At 70.2% G+C, this 19651-nt stretch carries 15 protein-coding genes; 11 read left to right on the forward strand and 4 right to left on the reverse strand.

Annotated elements, in window-relative coordinates:
- Positions 1-119 precede the first annotated feature (119 nt).
- The 8 genes from ABD378_RS33765 (at position 120) to ABD378_RS33800 (ending at position 12559) form a co-directional block, all read left to right on the forward strand.
- Positions 120-3317 carry an alpha-L-rhamnosidase gene (locus ABD378_RS33765; protein ID WP_344527262.1) on the forward strand — a complete coding sequence of 1066 codons (3198 nt, stop codon included), beginning with the start codon at positions 120-122 and terminating at the stop codon, positions 3315-3317.
- 33 nt (positions 3318-3350) lie between these two features.
- Entirely contained in the window at positions 3351-4520 is a 1170-nt protein-coding gene (gene rhaI, locus ABD378_RS33770) for an L-rhamnose isomerase (RefSeq protein ID WP_344527264.1), read from the forward strand.
- Positions 4521-4525: 5 nt separating this feature from the next.
- The gene (locus tag ABD378_RS33775; protein WP_344527326.1) at positions 4526-6565 is read left to right on the forward strand and encodes a bifunctional aldolase/short-chain dehydrogenase; all 2040 of its coding nucleotides are present in this window, start codon (positions 4526-4528) and stop codon (positions 6563-6565) included.
- A gap of 290 nt (positions 6566-6855) precedes the next feature.
- On the forward strand, positions 6856-8358 hold the full coding sequence (locus tag ABD378_RS33780; protein ID WP_344527266.1) for a rhamnulokinase: 1503 nt from the start codon (positions 6856-6858) through the stop codon (positions 8356-8358).
- Positions 8359-8459: 101 nt separating this feature from the next.
- Positions 8460-9221: a (Fe-S)-binding protein gene (locus ABD378_RS33785; protein ID WP_344527268.1), complete on the forward strand. Its 762-nt coding sequence runs from the start codon at positions 8460-8462 to the stop codon at positions 9219-9221.
- 23 nt (positions 9222-9244) lie between these two features.
- Entirely contained in the window at positions 9245-10732 is a 1488-nt protein-coding gene (locus ABD378_RS33790; RefSeq protein ID WP_344527328.1) for a lactate utilization protein B, read from the forward strand.
- Positions 10729-11373 carry a LutC/YkgG family protein gene (locus ABD378_RS33795; protein WP_344527270.1) on the forward strand — a complete coding sequence of 215 codons (645 nt, stop codon included), beginning with the start codon at positions 10729-10731 and terminating at the stop codon, positions 11371-11373. Before ABD378_RS33790 ends, ABD378_RS33795 begins: the two co-directional genes overlap by 4 nt.
- A 22-nt stretch (positions 11374-11395) precedes the next feature.
- Complete coding sequence (locus tag ABD378_RS33800) at positions 11396-12559, forward strand: ABC transporter ATP-binding protein (RefSeq protein ID WP_344527272.1); 1164 nt, start codon at positions 11396-11398, stop codon at positions 12557-12559.
- Positions 12560-12569: 10 nt separating this feature from the next.
- On the opposite strand, the gene ABD378_RS33805 is transcribed toward ABD378_RS33800, so the two are convergent.
- Genes ABD378_RS33805 through ABD378_RS33815 form a run of 3 tightly spaced genes read right to left on the reverse strand, consistent with a single transcriptional unit; the run spans position 12570 to position 14898 of the window.
- Positions 12570-13544: an ABC transporter substrate-binding protein gene (locus ABD378_RS33805; RefSeq protein WP_344527274.1), complete on the reverse strand. Its 975-nt coding sequence runs from the start codon at positions 13542-13544 to the stop codon at positions 12570-12572.
- On the reverse strand, positions 13541-14221 hold the full coding sequence (locus tag ABD378_RS33810) for an ABC transporter permease (protein WP_344527276.1): 681 nt from the start codon (positions 14219-14221) through the stop codon (positions 13541-13543). Before ABD378_RS33810 ends, ABD378_RS33805 begins: the two co-directional genes overlap by 4 nt.
- On the reverse strand, positions 14218-14898 hold the full coding sequence (locus ABD378_RS33815; RefSeq protein ID WP_344527278.1) for an ABC transporter permease: 681 nt from the start codon (positions 14896-14898) through the stop codon (positions 14218-14220). The genes ABD378_RS33810 and ABD378_RS33815 overlap by 4 nt, the downstream gene beginning before the upstream one ends.
- 300 nt (positions 14899-15198) lie before the next feature.
- On the opposite strand from ABD378_RS33815, the gene ABD378_RS33820 reads away from it, so the two are divergent.
- The 3 genes from ABD378_RS33820 (at position 15199) to ABD378_RS33830 (ending at position 18097) form a co-directional block, all read left to right on the forward strand.
- Positions 15199-15642 (forward strand): NUDIX hydrolase, encoded by a 444-nt coding sequence (locus ABD378_RS33820; protein WP_344527280.1) that lies wholly within the window; start codon positions 15199-15201, stop codon positions 15640-15642.
- A complete protein-coding gene (locus tag ABD378_RS33825; RefSeq protein WP_344527282.1) occupies positions 15639-17534 on the forward strand; it encodes an ATP-binding cassette domain-containing protein in 1896 nt (631 codons plus the stop codon). Before ABD378_RS33820 ends, ABD378_RS33825 begins: the two co-directional genes overlap by 4 nt.
- A gap of 113 nt (positions 17535-17647) precedes the next feature.
- Positions 17648-18097, forward strand: coding sequence for an SPW repeat protein (locus ABD378_RS33830; RefSeq protein ID WP_344527284.1), 450 nt, complete (start codon positions 17648-17650; stop codon positions 18095-18097).
- Positions 18098-18214: 117 nt separating this feature from the next.
- Here the strand turns inward: ABD378_RS33830 and ABD378_RS33835 are convergent, their stop codons facing one another.
- Positions 18215-19579, reverse strand: coding sequence for a GH1 family beta-glucosidase (locus ABD378_RS33835; RefSeq protein ID WP_344527286.1), 1365 nt, complete (start codon positions 19577-19579; stop codon positions 18215-18217).
- Between the last annotated feature and the right edge of the window lie 72 nt (positions 19580-19651).

A 19651-nucleotide genomic window follows, 5' to 3' on the forward strand; every position in this document is an offset into this window, starting at 1 on the left:
CTGTCGCCACTTGATGTGCCATGGGTGGAGCACTCCAGACCCCTTGACATCAGACGACGCTCTCCCTAGCTTCGCCTCTCGTGAAACGATTCATCGTCGAGTCGTTACGGAGTCGAGTTGTGATCAGCAGAAGACGACTGCTCAGCACCACCGCCACGGCCGCCCTGGGAACGGCGATGGCCGCCGGGGCCGTTCCGAATGCCCACGCTTCCCCCTCCGCGGGCGGCCGGGCCCTACGCGTGACCAGACCGACCGTCGAGTACGTGAGACACCCGCTCGGTCTCGACGTGCCGCGTCCGAGGCTGAGTTGGCCCCTGACGTCCACGAAGGAGGGCCAGGCACAGACCGCCTACCAGGTGCACGTGGCAACCGCCCCGGGCCGCCTCACCAAGCCCGACGTCTGGGACAGCGGCAAGGTCGCGTCGAGCGACTCCGCGCTGGTCTCTTACGCGGGCCCCGACCTCAAGTCCCGTACGCGCTACTACTGGTCGGTCCGAGTCTGGGGCACCGACGGCAAGGCCTCCGAGTGGAGTGAGCCCTCCTGGTGGGAGACCGGTCTCTCCGCGGCGAAGGACTGGACGGCACGGTGGATCGGCGCACCCGCCTCCCTCATCGGCGCCCCGGCCCTGGACGGCGCCTCGTGGATCTGGTTCCCCGAGGGCGACCCCGCGGCCAGCGCACCGGCGGCCACCCGTTGGTTCCGCGGTCGCGTCGACGTCCCCGAAGGGGTCACCCGCGCGCGCCTTGTCATGACGGCCGACGACGGCTACACCGCGTACGTGAACGGCACGCAGGTGGCGCACACCGAGGCGGACAGCGCCGCCGACAACTGGCGCCGCCCCACGGTCGTCGACGTGACCGCCCAGCTGCGCCCCGGCGCCGCGGTCGTCGCCGTCTCCGCCACCAACGCCACGGTCGGGCCCGCGGGTCTACTGGGCGTGCTCGAGCTGACGACCGCCGACGGTGTACGCACCCTCACCACGGACGGCACGTGGAGGACCACCGACAAGGAGCCATCGGGCGACTGGCGGTCGACGGGGTACGACGACGGCTCCTGGGCCGCGGCCAAGGTCCTCGCGCCCTGGGGCTCGGGCCCCTGGGGCAAGGTCGCCGCCAACCACTGCCCCGCCGCCCAGCTGCGCCACGAGTTCCGCCTGCGGCCGGGCAGGACCGTCGCACGGGCCCGCCTGTACTCCACGGCCCTCGGCCTCTACGACGCCTGGCTGAACGGCGAGCGTGTCGGCGACGACCGCCTGGCGCCCGGCTGGACCGACTACAACAAGCGGGTCCAGTACCAGACGTACGACGTGACCAAGCAGCTCAAGTCGGGTGCCAACGCGCTCGGCGTGACGGTCGCGGTCGGCTGGTACGCGGGCAATGTCGGCATGTTCGGTCCGCATCAGTACGGCGAACGACCGGCGTTCCTGGGCCAGTTGGAGGTCACGTACACCGACGGCTCGACCGACCGCGTGCTCTCCGGCACCGATTGGCGCGCTGCCACGGGGCCGGTCACCGCCGCCGACCTCCTGTCGGGCGAGGACTACGACGCCCGTCTGGAGACCGCGGGCTGGACGCGCGCCGGATTCGACGACTCGGAGTGGATCGCGGCCGACGCCGTCGACAAGGTCAAGGCCGCTGTCGTGGCCCAGATCGACGGGCACACGCGCGTGGAGAGCGAGATGTCCGCCCGGAAGGTGAGCGAGCCGAAGCCCGGCGTGTTCGTCTTCGACCTCGGCCAGAACATGGTCGGCGCGGTGCGCCTCACCGTCTCCGGGAAGGCCGGTACGAAGGTCCAGCTGCGCCACGCGGAGGTACTCAACCCCGACGGCACGATCTACACCACCAATCTGCGCAGCGCCCGCGCCACGGACACCTACACGCTCAAGGGCGGCGGCAAGGAGACGTTCGAGCCGCGGTTCACCTTCCACGGCTTCCGCTACGTGGAGGTGACGGGCTACCCCGGCAAGCCGCCGCTCGACGCCGTGGTGGGCCGGGTGATCCACACGTCGGCGCCCTTCACGATGGACTTCAAGACGAACGTCCCCATGCTCAACCAGCTGCACAGCAACATCACTTGGGGCCAGCGCGGCAATTTTCTGTCCATCCCCACCGACACGCCCGCACGCGACGAGCGGCTCGGCTGGACCGGCGACATCAACGTCTTCGCGCCGACCGCCGCCTACACGATGGAGTCGGCCCGCTTCCTCACCAAGTGGCTCGACGACCTGCGCGACGGGCAGCCCGACGACGGCGCCTTCCCCGACGTGGCCCCGTTCGTCGGCACGGTCGGCAAGGGCGTGGCCGGCTGGGGCGACGCCGGAGTGACCGTCCCTTGGGCGCTGTACCAGGCATACGGGGACAAGCGTGTCCTGGAGCAGTCCTGGGCCTCGATGCTGAAGTGGCTCGACTACCTGGAGAAGCACAGCACCGGATATCTGCGCCCCGCCGAGGGCTACGGAGACTGGCTCAACATCCAGGACGAGACCCCCAAGGACGTCATCGGCACGGCCTACTTCGCGCACAGCGCCGACCTGGTGGCGCAGGTCGCCGAAGCGCTCGGCAAGGACCCGGCCCCGTACAAGAAGCTCTTCGGCAGCGTCCGTGACGCCTTCCGCGCGGCGTACGTGACCGGCGGCGGCCGGGTGAAGGGTGACACGCAGACCGCGTACGTCCTTGCCCTGTCCATGGAGCTGCTCGCCGACAGCGACCGCGCACCGGCGGCCGCCCGCCTGGTGGAGCTCATCAAGTCCAAGGAATGGCACCTGTCGACGGGCTTCCTGGGCACGCCGCGCCTGCTGCCCGTGCTCACCTCCACCGGCCACACGGATGTCGCCTACCGCCTCCTCGTCCAGCGGTCCTTCCCCAGCTGGGGGTACCAGATCGACAAGGGCGCCACGACGATGTGGGAGCGCTGGGACTCCATCAAGCCGGACGGCAGCTTCCAGGACGCCGGCATGAACTCCTTCAACCACTACGCCTACGGCTCGGTGGGCGAGTGGATGTACGCGAACATCGCGGGCATCGCACCGGCCGACCCGGGCTTCCGCAAGATCCTCGTCCGCCCGCGCCCCGGCGGCGGCGTGACGGAGGCGGAGAGCAGCTTCGACGCGCTCTACGGCCCGGTCACCACCCACTGGAAGACGGACTCCGACGGGTTCCGTCTGACCCTGACCCTGCCCGCCAACACCACGGCGGAGGTGTGGATCCCCGCCGACAAGCGCTCTCAAGTGGCGCACGGCGCGGCGGAGTTCCTGCGGATGGAGGACGGCTGCGCCGTCTTCGCCGCGGCCTCCGGCACCCACCGCTTCTCCAACTGACCCACCTCGACCGCTCTTTCGGAAGGCTGCGCGATGACCGCCGGAACCAGCAAGGACGCCGTGAAAGCGGCACTCACCACCCAGGCCCTGGAGACCCCGTCCTGGGCGTACGGCAACTCCGGTACGCGCTTCAAGGTCTTCGCGCAGCCAGGTGTCCCCCGCACGACCCGGGAGAAGATCGACGACGCATCCCGGGTGCACGCCCACACGGGCGTGGCGCCCAGGGTGGCCCTGCACATCCCCTGGGACAAGGTCGACGACTACGCGGCGCTCGCGGAGTACGCCACCGAACGCGGTGTGACGCTCGGCGCGATCAACGCCAACGTCTTCCAGGACGACGACTACAAACTCGGCTCGGTCACCAACCCGGACCCGACGGTACGGCGCAAGGCGCTCGACCACCTTCTCGAGTGCGTGGACATCATGGACGCGACGGGTTCACGCGACCTGAAGCTGTGGTTCTCCGACGGCACGAACTACCCGGGCCAGGACGACATCCGCAGCCGCCAGGACCGCCTGTCGCAGGCTCTGCACACCACCTACGAGCGCCTGGGCGACGACCAGCGCATGCTCATCGAGTACAAGCTCTTCGAGCCGGCTTTCTACGCGACGGACATCCCGGACTGGGGCACGGCGTACGCACACTGCCTGAAGCTCGGCCCGAAGGCACAGGTCGTCGTCGACACCGGCCACCACGCCCCGGGCACCAACATCGAGTTCATCGTCGCCACGCTGCTGCGCGAGGGCCGTCTCGGCGCCTTCGACTTCAACTCGCGCTTCTACGCGGACGACGACCTCATGGCGGGCGCGGCGGACCCCTTCCAGCTCTTCCGGATCATGTACGAGGTCGTCCGCGGCGGAGGCCTGACCTCCGACATCGCGTTCATGCTCGACCAGTGCCACAACATCGAGGCGAAGATCCCCGCGATCATCCGCTCGGTGATGAACGTGCAGGAGGCCACGGCGAAGGCGCTGCTCGTCGACGCCGACGCGCTGGCCGAGGCCCAGCGCACCGGCGATGTCCTCGCGGCCAACGCGGTTCTGATGGACGCCTTCAACACGGACGTCCGTCCCCTACTGGCAGAAGTCAGGGAGGACTCGGGGCTCGACCCTGATCCCATGAGGGCCTATCAACAGTCAGGCTGGCAGGAGCAGATCGTCAAGGAACGAGTGGGCGGCGAGCAGGCCGGATGGGGGGCATGAACGACATGACACAGCACGCACGGATCAAGGAACTCCTGGACCGCGCCCACCGCTTGGGTGCCGACCCGCGCAACACCAATTACGCGGGCGGCAACGCGTCGGCGAAGGGAACGGCCCCCGACCCGGTCACGGGCGCGGACACCGACCTGATGTGGGTCAAGGGCTCGGGCGGTGACCTGGGCACCCTCACCGAGGAAGGCCTGGCGGTCCTGCGCCTTGACCGCCTCCACGCGCTGAAGGAGGTGTACGCGGGCGCGGAACGCGAGGACGAGATGGTCGCCGCCTTCGACTACTGCCTGCACGGCAAGGGCGGCGCTGCCCCTTCCATCGACACGGCCATGCACGCCCTTGTGGACGCACCGCACGTGGACCACCTCCACCCGGACTCGGGCATCGCCCTGGCCTGCGCCGCGGACGGCGAGAAGCTGACGGCCGAGTGCTTCGGCTCCACGGTGGCCTGGGTGCCCTGGCGCCGCCCCGGTTTCCAGCTGGGCCTGGACATCGCCGCGGTGAAGGCGGCCAACCCCGACGCCATCGGCTGCGTCCTCGGCGGTCACGGCATCACGGCCTGGGGCGCCACGGCGGACGAGTGCGAGCGCAACTCGCTGCACATGATCCGCACGGCGGAGGCGTTCCTGGCCGAACACGCCAAGCCCGCTCCGTTCGGCCCGACGCTGGACGACCACACCCCACTGCCCACCCCCGAGCGCCACCACCGCGCAGCGGAGCTGGCCCCGTACATCCGCTCGCTGGCCTCGCAGGACCGCCCCCAGATCGGCCACTTCACCGACTCGGACACCGTCCTCGACTTCCTGGCCCGCACGGAACACCCGCGCCTCGCGGCCCTGGGCACCTCCTGCCCCGACCACTTCCTGCGCACGAAGGTCAGGCCCCTGGTCCTGGACCTGCCGCCCACCGCACCGCTCCATGAGGCCATCACCCGCCTCAAGGAACTGCACACCGCGTACCGCGAGGAGTACGCCTCCTATTACACCCGGCACGCCGACCCGACCTCTCCAGCGATGCGGGGCGCGGACCCGGCCATCGTCCTCGTTCCCGGCGTAGGAATGTTCTCGTTCGGCAAGGACAAGCAGACGGCCCGCGTGGCGGCGGAGTTCTATGTGAACGCCATCAACGTCATGCACGGCGCCGAGGCCGTCTCCACCTACGCCCCGATCGACGAGTCGGAGAAGTTCCGCATCGAGTACTGGCCGCTGGAAGAGGCGAAGCTCCAGCGCCTGCCCAAGCCCAAGCCCCTGGCCACCCGCGTCGCCCTGGTGACAGGCGCGGGCAGCGGTATCGGCAAGGCGATAGCGCACCGCCTGGTGGCGGAGGGCGCCTGCGTCGCGGTGGCGGACCTCAACGCGGAGAACGCCGCAGCGGTGGCGGAGGAGCTGGGCGGCCCCGACAAGGCAGTGGCCATCCCCATGGACGTCACCTCCGAGAAGCAGATCGCCGACGCCTTCACCGCCACGGCCCTCGCCTTCGGCGGAGTCGACCTGGTGGTGAACAACGCGGGCATCTCCGTCTCCAAGCCCCTGCTCGACACCACGGCCCGCGACTGGGACCTGCAGCACGACATCATGGCCCGCGGCTCTTTCCTGGTCTCCCGCGAGGCGGCCCGCGTCATGCGGGACCAGGGCCTGGGCGGCGACATCATCTACATCACGTCCAAGAACGCGGTGTTCGCGGGCCCGAACAACATCGCGTACTCCGCGACCAAGGCGGACCAGGCCCACCAAGTGCGCCTCCTTGCCGCCGAGTTGGGCGAGCACGGCATACGGGTGAACGGCATCAACCCGGACGGCGTGGTCCGCGGCTCGGGGATCTTCGCGGGCGGCTGGGGCGCGCAGCGCGCGGCGACGTACGGAATAGAGGAGGAGAACCTGGGCGCCTTCTACGCCCAGCGAACCCTCCTCAAGCGGGAGGTGCTCCCCGAGCACGTGGCCAACGCGGTCTTCGCCCTGACGGCAGGCGACCTGTCCCACACGACGGGCCTGCACATACCCGTGGACGCGGGCGTCGCAGCGGCGTTCCTCAGGTAACGACACCCCCGTCCCCCGCACCGCCTCTGCCCGAACAAGCATTTCCCACCCACCCACCCGAATACCCCGCATCGCCACCGATTGGCCGCAGTCGGCGGCGCTCGTGAGGGGACGTGCCGGTATGTCCGCCCGGAGCACGGTACGCAGGACTCCCCCGCCGCAGTGGCCGGGCGTTCGGACCGTGATAGCGAGGACGGACATACCGGCGCGGCCCCGCCCCCAAGACGGAGCAGCCCCGCACCCGGCACGCAACGAACACCCGCACCCGACCTTCAACCCTGCGAGCCCCAATGCCCAACCCCCGCTCACACCACCACTTCGCCGCGATCGACCTGGGCGCCTCCAGCGGACGCGTCATGGTGGCCCGGACCGGCCCCGACACCCTCACCCTCCAGGAGGCACACCGCTTCCCCAACCGCCCCGTCCGCACCAGAGGCACCCTGCACTGGGACATCCTGTCCCTCTACGCCGGAGTCCTCGACGGCCTCCGCGCCGCAGGCTCCGCCGCCCCCCTCACCTCCATCGGCATCGACGGCTGGGCAGTCGACTACGGCCTCCTGGACGCGGACGGTGTCCTCCTCGGCAACCCGGTGCACTACCGGGACACCCGCACCGACGGCATCGCGGCCAAGGCATGGACAACGGTCCCGGCCACCGAGCTCTACGCCACGACAGGAATCCAGTACGCCCCCTTCAACACCCTGTACCAACTCATGGCCGCCCAGGGCACGGCCCAACTAGCCGCCGCCCGCCACCTGTTGATGATCCCGGACCTCCTGACGTACTGGCTGACAGGCGAACTCGGCACAGAACTGACCAACGCCTCCACCACGCAGCTCATGGACCCCGGCACGGGCGATTGGTCCCCCGAGGTGGCGACGCGCCTAGGCATCGGCCTCGGACTGTTCCCTCCCCTGCGGCACCCGGGCGACCCAGCGGGCCACCTGCTCCCACAGGTCCTGGACGGCACCGGCCTGACCACGCCCACCCCCATCACCACGGTCGCCTCGCACGACACCGCGTCAGCCGTGGCCGCCGTTCCCGCCACGACCGAGAACTTCGCCTACATCTGCACCGGCACATGGTCACTTGCAGGCCTGGAGCTGTCCGCCCCCGTCCGCACGGAGGAGAGCCGCGAGGCCAACTTCACCAACGAGCTGGGCATCGACGGCACGGTCCGCTACCTACGCAACATCATGGGCCTGTGGCTGCTCCAGGAATGCCTGCGCACCTGGGGATCCGAAACCGGCCCCACCGGCCCCACCGCCGCCCCCGACCTGGACGCACTCCTCCGCGAGGCCGCCACCGCCCCCGCCCTCCGCTCGCTCGTCGACGCCGCCGACCCCACCTTCCTGCCCCCGGGCAACATGCCGCACCGCATCGCCCGGGCCTGCGAGGCCGCGGGCCGGCCCGCCCCCCGCACTCCCGCCGAGACGGCACGCTGCATCCTCGACTCCCTGGCGCTGGCGCACCGCCGAGCCATCGAGGACGCCCAGCGCCTCGCGGACCGAACCGTGGACGTCGTCCACATAGTCGGCGGCGGCGCCCGCAACGCGCTCCTGTGCCAACTGACGGCGGACGCCTGCGGACTGCCCGTCATCGCGGGCCCCGCAGAGGCGGCAGCGCTCGGCAACGTACTCGTGCAGGCAAGAGCGCACGGTCTGATGGGCGATGACCGCCATGAGATGCGCGCCCTCCTGGCCCGCACCCAGCAGTTGACGCGCTACGAGCCGACCAGTGACCCGGCGCGCCGGGCGGCGTGGGAGGAGGCGTCGCGACGCGTCCCCGCATGACGACGCGCCGCCGCATGACGCATCCCCGCACCATGACTCCCGCAAAGCGCGCTCAGCGCATACGCTGCATCCATCCGATGATCGACGAGGAGGAACCCGCGATGCGTGTCGCTCTGTTCCTGACCTGTGTCAACGACACGCTCTATCCCGACACAGGCCGAGCGGTGGTGAAACTGCTGACCAGGCTAGGAGTTGAGGTCGACTTCCCGATGGCGCAGACCTGCTGCGGGCAGGCGCACTACAACACGGGTTACCGCCACCAGGCAGAGCCGCTCGCCCGTCATTTCTCCGATGTTTTCGGCTCGGATGAGTACGACGCGATCGTGACGCCGTCCGGCTCGTGCGGCGCGATGGTCCGCGAGCTGTACCCACGCATGGGAGAACGAGCCCGCTCCGAGGGCCGTGGTGACGGCCTGGCGGCCACGCTGGCACCCGTCGTCCCCAAGACGTACGAACTGACCGAGTTCCTGGTGGACATCCTCGGTGTGACGGACGTCGGGGCGCACTACCCGCACACGGTGACGTACCACCCGACCTGTCACGGCCTGCGCAGCCTCGGCCTCGGTGACCGCCCCACGCGGCTGCTTCAGGCGGTCAAGGGCCTTGAACTGCTCGAGCTCCCGGGCTGGGACGAGTGCTGCGGCTTCGGCGGCACCTTCGCGATGAAGAACTCCGATGTCTCGTCGGCGATGGGCACGGACAAGGTGCGCAACGCCGAGTCGACGGGCGCCGACACCCTGTGCGCGGCGGACAACTCATGCCTGATGCACATCGGGGGCACGATGACCCGACTCAAGAGCGGCGTACGCCCGGTTCACATCGCGGAGATCCTGGCGAGCACGGAAGAGGAACCCCTGTCATGAGCGGCGTCAGCGAAGTGAACGGCATGAACGGCACGTTCGTCGGCATGCCCTCCTTCCCCACGGCGGCCCGCGAGGCCGTGGGCAACAAGACCCTGCGCGCCAACCTTCGGCACGCCACGCACACCATCCGCGACAAACGGGCCCGCGCCGTCGCCGAGCTGGACGACTGGGCCCAGCTCCGCGAGGCAGGCAAGCGGATCAAGGACGAGACCCTTCGCCATCTCGACCGCTATCTGCTCCAGTTGGAGGAGTCGGTCACGGCGGCGGGCGGCACCGTGCACTGGGCGGCGGACGCCGACGAGGCGAACCGCATCGTCACGGACCTCGTGAAGGCCACCGGCGAGGCCGAGGTGGTCAAGGTCAAGTCGATGGCCACGCAGGAGATCGGCCTCAACGAAGCGCTGGAGGCCGAGGGCATCCACGCGTACGAGACCGACCTCGCCGAACTCATCGTGCAGCTCGGCAAGGACCGCCCCTCGCACATCCTCGTACCCGCCATCCACCGCAACCGCGGCGAGATCCGCGAGATCTTCGCCCGCGAGATGAGCGAGTGGGGCCGCCCCGCCCCGGACGGGCTCACGGACACGCCCGCCGAGCTCGCCGAGGCCGCCCGTCTCCACCTCCGGGAGAAGTTCCTGCGCGCCAAGGTCGGCGTATCCGGGGCGAACTTCATGGTCGCCGAGACGGGCACTCTGGTCGTCGTCGAGTCGGAGGGCAACGGCCGCATGTGCCTGACGCTTCCCGAGACGCTGATCTCGGTCGTCGGCATCGAGAAGATCGTGCCGACCTGGCGGGACCTGGAGGTCTTCCTCCAGACCCTCCCCCGCTCCTCGACGGCCGAGCGGATGAACCCGTACACCTCGATGTGGACAGGAACGTCCGAGGAGGACGGCCCGGGCACCTTCCACCTCGTGCTGCTCGACAACGGCCGCACCGACACGCTCGCCGACGAGGTGGGCCGCCAGGCACTGCGCTGCATCCGCTGCTCGGCCTGCCTGAACGTCTGTCCCGTGTACGAGCGGGCTGGAGGCCATGCCTACGGCTCGGTATACCCCGGCCCCATCGGAGCGATCCTCAGCCCTCAACTCCGAGGCACCCAGAGCGAGATCGACGCCTCGCTCCCGTACGCCTCGTCGCTCTGCGGCGCCTGCTACGACGTGTGCCCGGTGGCCATCGACATCCCCGAAGTCCTCGTCCACCTGCGGGAGCGAGTGGTCCAGGGCGGCGAAGTGACACGGCACGGCACGAAGGTGACGCTGCGGCCCGCGAAAGGGCACGCCGCTGAGCGGGCGGCGATGCGCGCGGCCGGCTGGGCCTTCGGGCGTCCCGCGGCGCTGCGGGCCGGGCAGCGGCTGGCGTCCGGCACCCGGCGCTTCCATCCGCGCACGCTTCCCGGTCCCGGCAGGGCGTGGAGCGCGACGCGGGATCTGCCGAAGGTGCCTGCGGAGCCGTTCCGCGACTGGTGGCGACGTACGAATGGCGGCCGGACGGAGAAGGGCGGCACGAAGTGAGCAGCAGGGACCTGATCCTGGGGCGGGTGCGGCGAGCACTGGCCGACGTACCAAATGGATCACGCGACGCAGCCGTCCCTCGCGACTATCTGCGCGAGCACGGCGACCGCACCACCGAGCAGACCGTCGACCTGCTCGCGGAGAACCTGGCGGACTATCGCGCGACGGTGCACCGCGCTGACGACGACCAGCTCCCGGCTCTCCTCGCGCGGCTGCTCACCGAACGGGGGTCACGCACGGTGCTCGTACCGCCCGCGTTGCCACCCCACTGGCTGGCCGACGGCGGCCCGGCCGTTCTCGTGCAGGACCTCGCGGCACACACCGCGCGGGAGCTGGACACCACCGACAGCGTCGTCACCGGCTGCGCGGTCGCCGTGGCCGAGACCGGCACGATCGTCCTGGACGGCGGCGCCGACCAGGGCCGCAGGCGCATCACGCTCGTCCCCGATCACCACATCTGTGTCGTACGGGTCCCGGACCAGGTTGTTTCCTCCGTCCCGCAGGCACTCGAACGGCTCGACCCCGCCCGTCCGCTGACCTGGATCTCGGGGCCGTCCGCGACCAGCGACATCGAACTGGACCGGGTGGAGGGCGTGCACGGCCCGCGCACTCTGGAGGTGGTGCTGGTGAGCGGAGTCTGAGGGCCGCGGTTAGCGTGAGTGCATGATCCGGTTCGAGCAGGTGAGCAAGCGCTACCCGGACGGCACGATGGCCGTGGACGAGCTGTCCTTCGAGGTCGCCCAGGGTGAACTGGTCACGCTCGTCGGACCGTCCGGGTGCGGCAAGACGACCACGATGATGATGGTGAACCGCCTCATCGAGCCGACCGCGGGCCGCATCTTCGTGAACGACGAGAACATCGCGGACGTCGACCCGGTCCGCCTGCGCCGCCGCATCGGCTATGTCATCCAGCAGGTGGGGCTCTTCCCGCACCGGACGATCCTCGACAACACGGCGACCGTCCCCGCGCTTGTCGGCTGGAAGAAGGCGAAGGCGCGGGCACGGGCGGCGGAGCTGCTCGACCTGGTGGGCCTCGACCCGAAGACGTACGGCTCCCGCTACCCCGAGCAGCTGTCCGGCGGGCAGCGCCAGCGTGTCGGCGTGGCGCGTGCCCTGGCCGCCGATCCGCCCGTACTCCTCATGGACGAGCCGTTCGGGGCGGTCGACCCGGTGGTGCGCGAGCAGTTGCAGGACGAGTTCCTGCGGATGCAGGCGACGGTCCGCAAGACGGTCCTGCTGGTCACGCACGACATCGAGGAGGCGGTCAGGCTCGGCGACCGGATCGCGGTGTACGGGCAGGGGCGCATCGAGCAGTACGACACGCCCGGGGCGGTGCTCGGCACTCCCGCGACGCCGTACGTCGCCGAGTTCGTGGGCGCCGACCGAGGCCTGAAGCGTCTCTCGGTCACCGAGATCCTGGCGGAGGACCTGGAGCAGCCGGTGGTGGCCCGGTTCGAGGAGCCCGCCGCGCAGGCCGCCGCCCGGCTGCGCGAGCAGGACGCCCGCTGGGCCGTCGTCCTGGACACGGACGGGGATCTGCACGGCTGGGTCGGCATCGACGAGGTGGCCATGGCCGGGGAGGGCGGCAGAGTCGGCGATCTCGCCCATCGCATGAAGGCGTGGGTCCCGGTCGGCGCCCCGCTCAAGCAGGCCTTCGGCGTGATGCTCCAGCACGACGCGGGCTGGGTCGCGGTCCTCGACGGGGCGCGCTTCCTCGGTGTGCTGACCCCGGCGAAGCTGCACGAGGCCCTGCGCCGCTCGGTGGACGCGGACGCGCAGGGCGTGCCACGGGACCAGGTGGCGTTCGACTCGGTCGCCGACGCGTAGAAGTCATGGGCTACAGCAGCCCCTTCTCCTCCAGGTACGTCCGCGCGACGTCCTGCGGAAGCCGCCGCCAGCTGTCCACCTGTTCGTTCATGGACGCCAAGTCCGCTGTCGTCAGTACGGAGTTGAGACGGCCGAGCGCGTTCGCGACGCCCTCGCTGCCCGCGCGGGAGCGGTTGACGACCGGGACGATGTAGTCGGCGTTCTGGAGTTTCTTGTCGTCCTTCAGGAGGACCAGGCCGAAGTTGTCGAGGGTGGCGTCCGTCGACGTGGTCAGGACCATCTGGTCCTGCCCGCTCTGCACGGCCTTCTTGGCCTGGGTCGTGCCCACGCCCTTGGGGTCGACGGAGGTGATGTCGATGCCGTAGACCTTCTTCAGGCCGGGTTCGCAGTACGGGCGTTGCACGCATTCGTCACCCGCGGCCAGGCGGACCTTCAGGCCGGACTTTCCGAGGTCGCTCAGTGTCTTCAGGCGGTGCTGCCCGGCGAAGGACGCCGTGACGGCGAACGCGTTCTGGTCGACGGCTCTGCCCGGGTCGAGGACGGTGAGGCCGCGCGGGGTGGCGAGGCCGCGCAGGGCGCGCATGGTGGCGTCGAGATCGGGCGAGCCGACCGGCTTGGCGTCCGCGCCGTTCTTCTTGGCGTTCAACCAGTCCGCGAACGTCGCCGCGTACTCGGGGACGACGTCGATCTGCCCTGACTCCAGGGCGGGTTCGTACAGCTCGCGGTTGGCCACGGAGAGGATCTCCGCACCGTATCCGGCCTTGTTCAGGAGCAGGGAGTACATCTGGGCGAGCAGGTCGCTCTCGGTGAATCCCGCCGAACCGACGACCAGGTGACGGCTGTCGCCTGGCGGCGCGGTCACCTGGCCCTGCGTCTCCAGGGACGGCCCCGAAGAACAGCCGGCCAGCAGCAGTACGACCCCGGCCACGACCGCCGCGTCTCGGCCCGCACCCCGCCCCGCACCTCGTCCCGCGCGTCGCCTCATCCGGTCCGCCCTCTCCCCCGCGCCCGCCCGGGGGCGAGCCGTTCGCCGATCTCGAAGAGTCCCTCGACGATCAGCGCGAACAGGGCGACAAGCACGGCTCCCGCCACCACCTGCGGGGTACTCGCGAGGTTGAACCCGGCCGTGATGATCCGGCCGAGGCCCCCGCCTCCGGCGAGCGCCGCGATCGTGGCGGTGGCCACGAGTTGCACGGCGGCGATCCGCACCCCGCTGAGGACCAGCGGCATCGCGAGCGGCAGTTCGACCCGCCACAGCATCTGCCGTCCCGTCATTCCCATGCCGCGCGCGGCCTGTACGACGCTGCGGTCGACCCCGCGCATCCCGACGTACGCGTTGGTGAGCAGCGGCGGCACGGCGAACAGGACGAGCGCGACGACGGTGGGGCCCTCGCCCCACCGTCCGATGGGGGTGAGGAGCAGCAGGACCAGGACGGCGAACGTCGGCACCGCACGGCCGACGTTGGAGATGTTGACCGCGAGCGCACCGCCCTTGCCGAGGTGGCCGAGGACGAGCGCGACGGGCAGCGCGATCAGACAGCTCAGGAGCAGGCACACCACGGTGAGGACCAGGTGCTGGGTGAGCCGGTGCCAGATGCCGTCGTCGCCCGCCCAGTGCGCCGAGTCGGTGAGCCACTGCCAGGCGTCGCTGATGGTGTTCATGAACGGACCGCCCTGGTCCACGGGGTGAGGATCCGCTGCACGCCCAGGAGCAGCACATCGGCCAGTACGGCGATGACGACACACAGCACGGACGCGGTAAGGACCTGGGCCTTGAAGTAGGTGTTCATGCCCGTGTAGATGAGGTTGCCGAGCCCTCCGAAGCCGACGATCGCACCGATGGTGACGAGGGAGACCGCGGAGACGGTGGCGATGCGCAGGCCCGCCATCGCGGCGGGCAGCGCGAGCGGCAGTTCGACCGTGAGCAGCAGCCGGATCGGTCCGTAGCCCATGCCGCGGGCGGCCTGCCTAGTCTCCTCGGGGACGGCGCGCAGACCGGCCAGAATGTTGCGGACGAGCAGCGTCAGTGAGTACAGGACGAGTCCGGCGACCACGAGGGAAGCGGACAGGCCGTACACGGGAAGCAGCAGCGAGAACATCGCGAGCGAGGGGATCGTGTAGAGGACTGTGGTCAGCGCCAGGACGGGACCGGCCGCCAGGGCCCAACGGCGGGCGACGACGGCCAGCGGGACGGCGATGACGAGTGCGATGAGCACGGAGACCGCGGTCAGTTCCAGATGCTGGAGGACCGCGTCGACGATGATCTGGCGGCGGGTGCTCAGATACTCACCGCAGATCCACTCGTTGCGCGCGAGGCAGTCGTCCGGGGGCGCGGTCACGTGTTCATTCCAGCGGGCGGGGGCGGGGGTCGGCGCGTTCTGGTCCCCCGTACGGGCGTCGGGGCGATTCGCCCTTACGAGCACCGGGGCAGTCCCCGCAGCGGCAATCCCCGGATCGGGTGGTTCGATCCGCCAGAGTGAATCGAACGCAAGATCACGGCCCTCCGGCCCACCGGCGCGGCCCTCTGGGTGCGGCATCGAACTTTAGGACGAGACTTCGCTCCCGCGTCACCGTTACGCACCACCGCTCGGCGGGGTTTTCCGAGCGTCTGTCCGTACCGATGCCGCCAGGGAGCCCCATTGGAACTGCACGCCAACATCGTCGGTGTTCACCTTGTGTTCGAGCGGGCGGGCAAGGTACTGCTCGGCCTGCGCTCTCCCGAATCGTCCTACGCCCCTGACACCTGGCACCTTCCGGCCGGTCATCTCGAACGGGAGTCCGCCACGGGGTGTGCCGTGCGCGAGGCGCACGAAGAGCTCGGCGTCACCATCCATGAGCAGGACCTCCGGCTCGTCCACATCGTCCACCACCGGGACAGCGACGACGGCAGGGCGCGGATGCAGTTGCTCTTCCACGTCCTCGCCCACACCGGCGCCCCCGCGATCCGCGAACCCGACCGCTGCGCCGCCCTGGAGTGGTGGCCCTACGCCGCCCTGCCGTCCCCGCTCGTCGACTACACCGCGGTCGCCCTGACCGGCATCGCCGCAGGTCGCACGTACACGGAGATGGGGTGGTCGGCGTGACGAAACCCCTGACCCCCGTGACGTCCGCGACACCCCCGCCCTTGCCCCCGCCCCCTCCGGCAGAGCTCAAGTTCGAGGGGAACCCCGGCAAGAACCCGCTCGGCGAGGCCTCGTTCAGGGACATGTGCTCGCGGCTGCCATCGGTCCTTGCCCGGACGACCCGGATGGCGTGGGAGACCGACCGGCGGGCCGTGCTCCTGCTCCTGGTCTGCCAGCTCCTCGTCGGCGCCGGCGCGGCCGTGCAGCTCGCCTTCACCGCCACGGCCATGCAGCCCGTCCTCGGCAGCGGCCCCGCCGCCGGCCGCTTGCGCGCGGCGCTGCCCGCCCTCGTGGTCATCGCCGTCGCCGCCGCCGTCACACGCGTCGCCACCGCGCTCTCCTCGTACGCCGACGGACGCATCACCCCGCGCCTGACGACCGGTGCCGACACCGCCCTGGTCGAGGCGGTGTGCCGGACGGAGGCCGCCGCGTACGCGGAGCCGGGGTTCGCCGACCGGCAGGAAGCGGCCGAGATGGGGGTGACCCGCAGTCGCATGATGGTGCAGGACGCGACGCGGTTCACGGCCGCCCTGGTGCGCATGGTCACCGCGGGAGGTGTGCTCTCCGTGCTGCATCCGCTGATGTTCCCGCTGCTCGTCCTCGCGGTCGTGCCCGCCGGGGCCGGGGCGGTCCTTTCGGCACGCGTGACCTACGAGACGCACTACGCGAACGTCGGCGACCGCACCGTACGCCAGATGATGCGGTGGTGGTCGACGACCCCGAAGTACAGCGACGAGGTGCGCGCGAACGGCATGACCGGGTACCTGCTGCACTGGTACCGGGCCCTGTCCGGCCGCATCGACCGGCGCACGCTGACGGCCGCGCCCCGGATGCTGCGCATCGTCCTCACCAGTTCGGCCCTCGGCGGTGTCTTCCTCGTGGGCACCTGGGCCACGCTGGCCTGGCTCGCCGTCACGGGGCGCGTGGATCTCGCCGCGGCGGCCACGGCCGTCGTCGCCGTGCAGACGTCACTGGCCGCGCTCTCCCAGCTGGTGATCCACGGAGCTGCGATGTTCCACACCAGTCTCTACCTCGCCGACATGCGGTCGTTCCTCGATCTCGTCCAGGAACTCGCCCCCAGACGCGGCGAGTTGACGGCCCCGGCGCGGGTGGCGGAGATCCGCGTCGACGAAGCGGTTTATCAATACCCCGGCAAGGAGTCCCCGGCCGTCGACCACGTCTCCCTCACGCTCCGGCGCGGCGAGATCGTGGCCGTCGTCGGCGAGAACGGCTCGGGCAAGTCCACCCTCACGCGCCTGATCACCGGCATCTACCTCGCCGACAAGGGCCGGGTGACCTGGGACGGAGTCGATCTCGCCAGGGCGGACCCGGACACCGTGTGGGCCCGCACCGGTCTGGTCCCGCAGAACTTCGCCCAGTGGCCGCTGCGGGCCAGGGAGAACGTGACGCTCGGCCAGCCCCGCACGGTCGACGACGGACCGGTGTGGGACGCCCTCGACACGGTCGGCATGCGCGGAGCGATCGAGGAACTGCCCGGCGGCCTGGACACCCTGCTTGCCCGCGAGCTCTTCGGCGGCTGCGAACTCTCCGGCGGCCAGTGGCAGCGGCTCGCCTGCTCCCGGGCGCTCTACCGGCGCCCGCCCCTGCTGATCCTGGACGAGCCGACCTCGCAGATGGACGTCCGCGGCGAACGCGACGTGCTCGACGCGCTCAAGGCGACCGCCGCGGACCAGATCACGATCGTCGTGACGCACCAGCTGGAGAACACCAAGGTGGCGGACCGGATCGTCGTCATGCGGCACGGCCGGATCACGGAGCAGGGTCCGTACGAGGAGCTGGCCCACGGAGGCGGTCTGTTCGCCGAGCTCCTCGCCCTCTCGAAGGACCGGTAGGCCAGAAATGCTCCCCAACTACACATAAAGAAAAAATAAGAGCAGAATGGATATGCGCGACATCCCGCCGCGCGATGTGATCAGGCCTGCATGAACCAGAGGAGACGAGTGTCATGGCCGACGTCTCACACAGGGGAGACATAGCCGCTCACCCTGACGTATCCGAAATGCGGGATCGATACGCCCGCGTACTCGGTGGACACGATGTGGCACTCGTGGACGGGCCTGTGTTCCTCACGGGTCTCTTCTGTGCCATCTCCCCGTGGGTGGTCCACTTCACCACGAGCCAGCCCGTCCTCACGACGCACAACCTCATCATGGGCATCGCGATCGGCCTGCTGGGCCTCGGGTTCACCGTCGCGCCGGCCAGGATGTACGGCCTGAGCTGGGCCATGTGCGCCATGGGCGTGTGGATGATCGTGTCGCCGTGGATCGTCGGCACGAGCCCCGACATGGGCGTCGTCCTCACCAACGTCATCATCGGCGCCCTCACCTTCCTGCTGGGCCTCGTGTGCATCGGCGCGGCGGCGAAGGAGGGCCGAAAGGCGCCGAACACGACCTGACCGCGCAGGACGACCCACGGAAGTCGGCTGAGGAAGCCGACAGCGAAGACACCGACAGCGACCCCCGGAGCGGCGGAGAGCCGGGAGCCGCTGTCGGCCGCGCGGACCGTGTGCGAGTCAGGCGGCGCGGCTCACCTGCCCTTGGTGGCCACGGATGATGTCGGCATAGCGCAGTCCGCTGCCCTTGACCGTGCGGCGCTGCGTCTCGTAGTCGACGTGGACCAGGCCGAACCGCTTGTCGTAGCCGTAGGCCCACTCGAAGTTGTCGAGCAGCGACCACGCGTAATACCCCGCCAGGGGCGCTCCCTTGCGGGCGGCGCTCGCGCAGGCGGCGAGATGGCGGATCAGGTAGTCGGTGCGCTGGGGGTCGCCGACGGTTCCGTCGGGACGTACGACGTCGGGGTAGGACGAGCCGTTCTCGGTGACGTACAGCTTGCGCGCGCCGTACTCGTTCGTGAGGCGCAGCAGGAGCGTCTCGATGCCGCTCGCGTCGATCTCCCAGTCCATGCTGGTGCGGGGCACTCCCTCGCGGCGCACCTGGTGGGCATGGGGCGCGGGACCCGCGGGGTCGTCGGAGACGACGGCCGGGAAGTAGTAGTTCAGGCCCAGCCAGTCGAGCGGCTGGGCGATCGTCGCCAAGTCGCCCGCGCGCTCCGGGAGTTCGACTCCGTAGACCTCCCGCATGTCGGCGGGGAAGCCGCGGCCGTGGACCGGGTCGAGCCACCAGCGGTTGGTGTGTCCGTCCACGCGACGGGCGGCGGCGACGTCCTCGGGGCGGTCGCTCGCGGGCTCGACCGTGGAGAGGTTGTTGACGATGCCGATCTGCGCGCCGGGCGCCGCCGCGCGGATCGCCTGGGTGGCGAGACCGTGCCCGAGCAGCAGGTGGTACGAGGCGCGCACGGCGGCGGTCAGGTCGGTCAGGCCCGGTGCCATCCGGCCTTCGAGGTGACCGATCCAGGCCGAGCAGAGGGGTTCATTGAGCGTGGCCCACTGGGTGACACGGTCACCGAAGCGCTCGGCGGCGACGGACGCGTACGCCGCGAAGTGCTCGGCCGTCTCCCGCTCGGGCCAGCCACCGCGGTCCTGGAGGACCTGAGGCAGGTCCCAGTGGTAGAGGGTCACCGACGGCGTGATGCCCGCGTCGAGGAGCCCGTCGATCAACTGGTCATAGAAATCAAGGCCCTTGGGGTTGGGCGGCCCTTCACCGCCGGGCACGACGCGCGGCCAGGCGAGGGACAACCGGTAGGCGTTGGTGCCCAGTTGCTTCATGAGCGCGATGTCCTCGCGCCAGCGGTGGTAGTGGTCGCATGCCACGTCACCGTGATCGTTGTTGTCGATCTTTCCGGGGGTGTGCGAGAAGGTGTCCCAGATCGAGGGGGAACGGCCGTCCTCGGTGACGGCCCCTTCGATCTGGTACGCCGATGTGGCCGTGCCCCACGCGAAGTCGCGCGGAAGTGCGGCAAGGTCGATGAGCTCGGACACGGACGTCCTCTCAGACGGGGTTGTGGCGAGGGGGTGGTTCGCAGCGGAGTGGTTCGCAGAGGGGCGGTTCGC

Origin of the sequence: Streptomyces rectiviolaceus, assembly GCF_039533825.1 — a bacterium.
Taxonomy (GTDB): Bacteria; Actinomycetota; Actinomycetes; order Streptomycetales; family Streptomycetaceae; genus Streptomyces; species Streptomyces rectiviolaceus.

Bases quoted from the DNA above. Each gene is read 5' to 3' on its own strand.
- rhaI (WP_344527264.1), top strand. From the start codon at position 3,351: ATGACCGCCGGAACCAGCAAGGACGCCGTGAAAGCGGCACTCACCACC.
- ABD378_RS33775 (WP_344527326.1), top strand. From the start codon at position 4,526: ATGACACAGCACGCACGGATCAAGGAACTCCTGGACCGCGCCCACCGC.
- ABD378_RS33780 (WP_344527266.1), top strand. From the start codon at position 6,856: ATGCCCAACCCCCGCTCACACCACCACTTCGCCGCGATCGACCTGGGC.
- ABD378_RS33785 (WP_344527268.1), top strand. From the start codon at position 8,460: ATGCGTGTCGCTCTGTTCCTGACCTGTGTCAACGACACGCTCTATCCC.
- ABD378_RS33790 (WP_344527328.1), top strand. From the start codon at position 9,245: ATGAACGGCACGTTCGTCGGCATGCCCTCCTTCCCCACGGCGGCCCGC.
- ABD378_RS33800 (WP_344527272.1), top strand. From the start codon at position 11,396: ATGATCCGGTTCGAGCAGGTGAGCAAGCGCTACCCGGACGGCACGATG.
- ABD378_RS33805 (WP_344527274.1), bottom strand. From the start codon at position 13,544: ATGAGGCGACGCGCGGGACGAGGTGCGGGGCGGGGTGCGGGCCGAGAC.
- ABD378_RS33810 (WP_344527276.1), bottom strand. From the start codon at position 14,221: ATGAACACCATCAGCGACGCCTGGCAGTGGCTCACCGACTCGGCGCAC.
- ABD378_RS33830 (WP_344527284.1), top strand. From the start codon at position 17,648: ATGGCCGACGTCTCACACAGGGGAGACATAGCCGCTCACCCTGACGTA.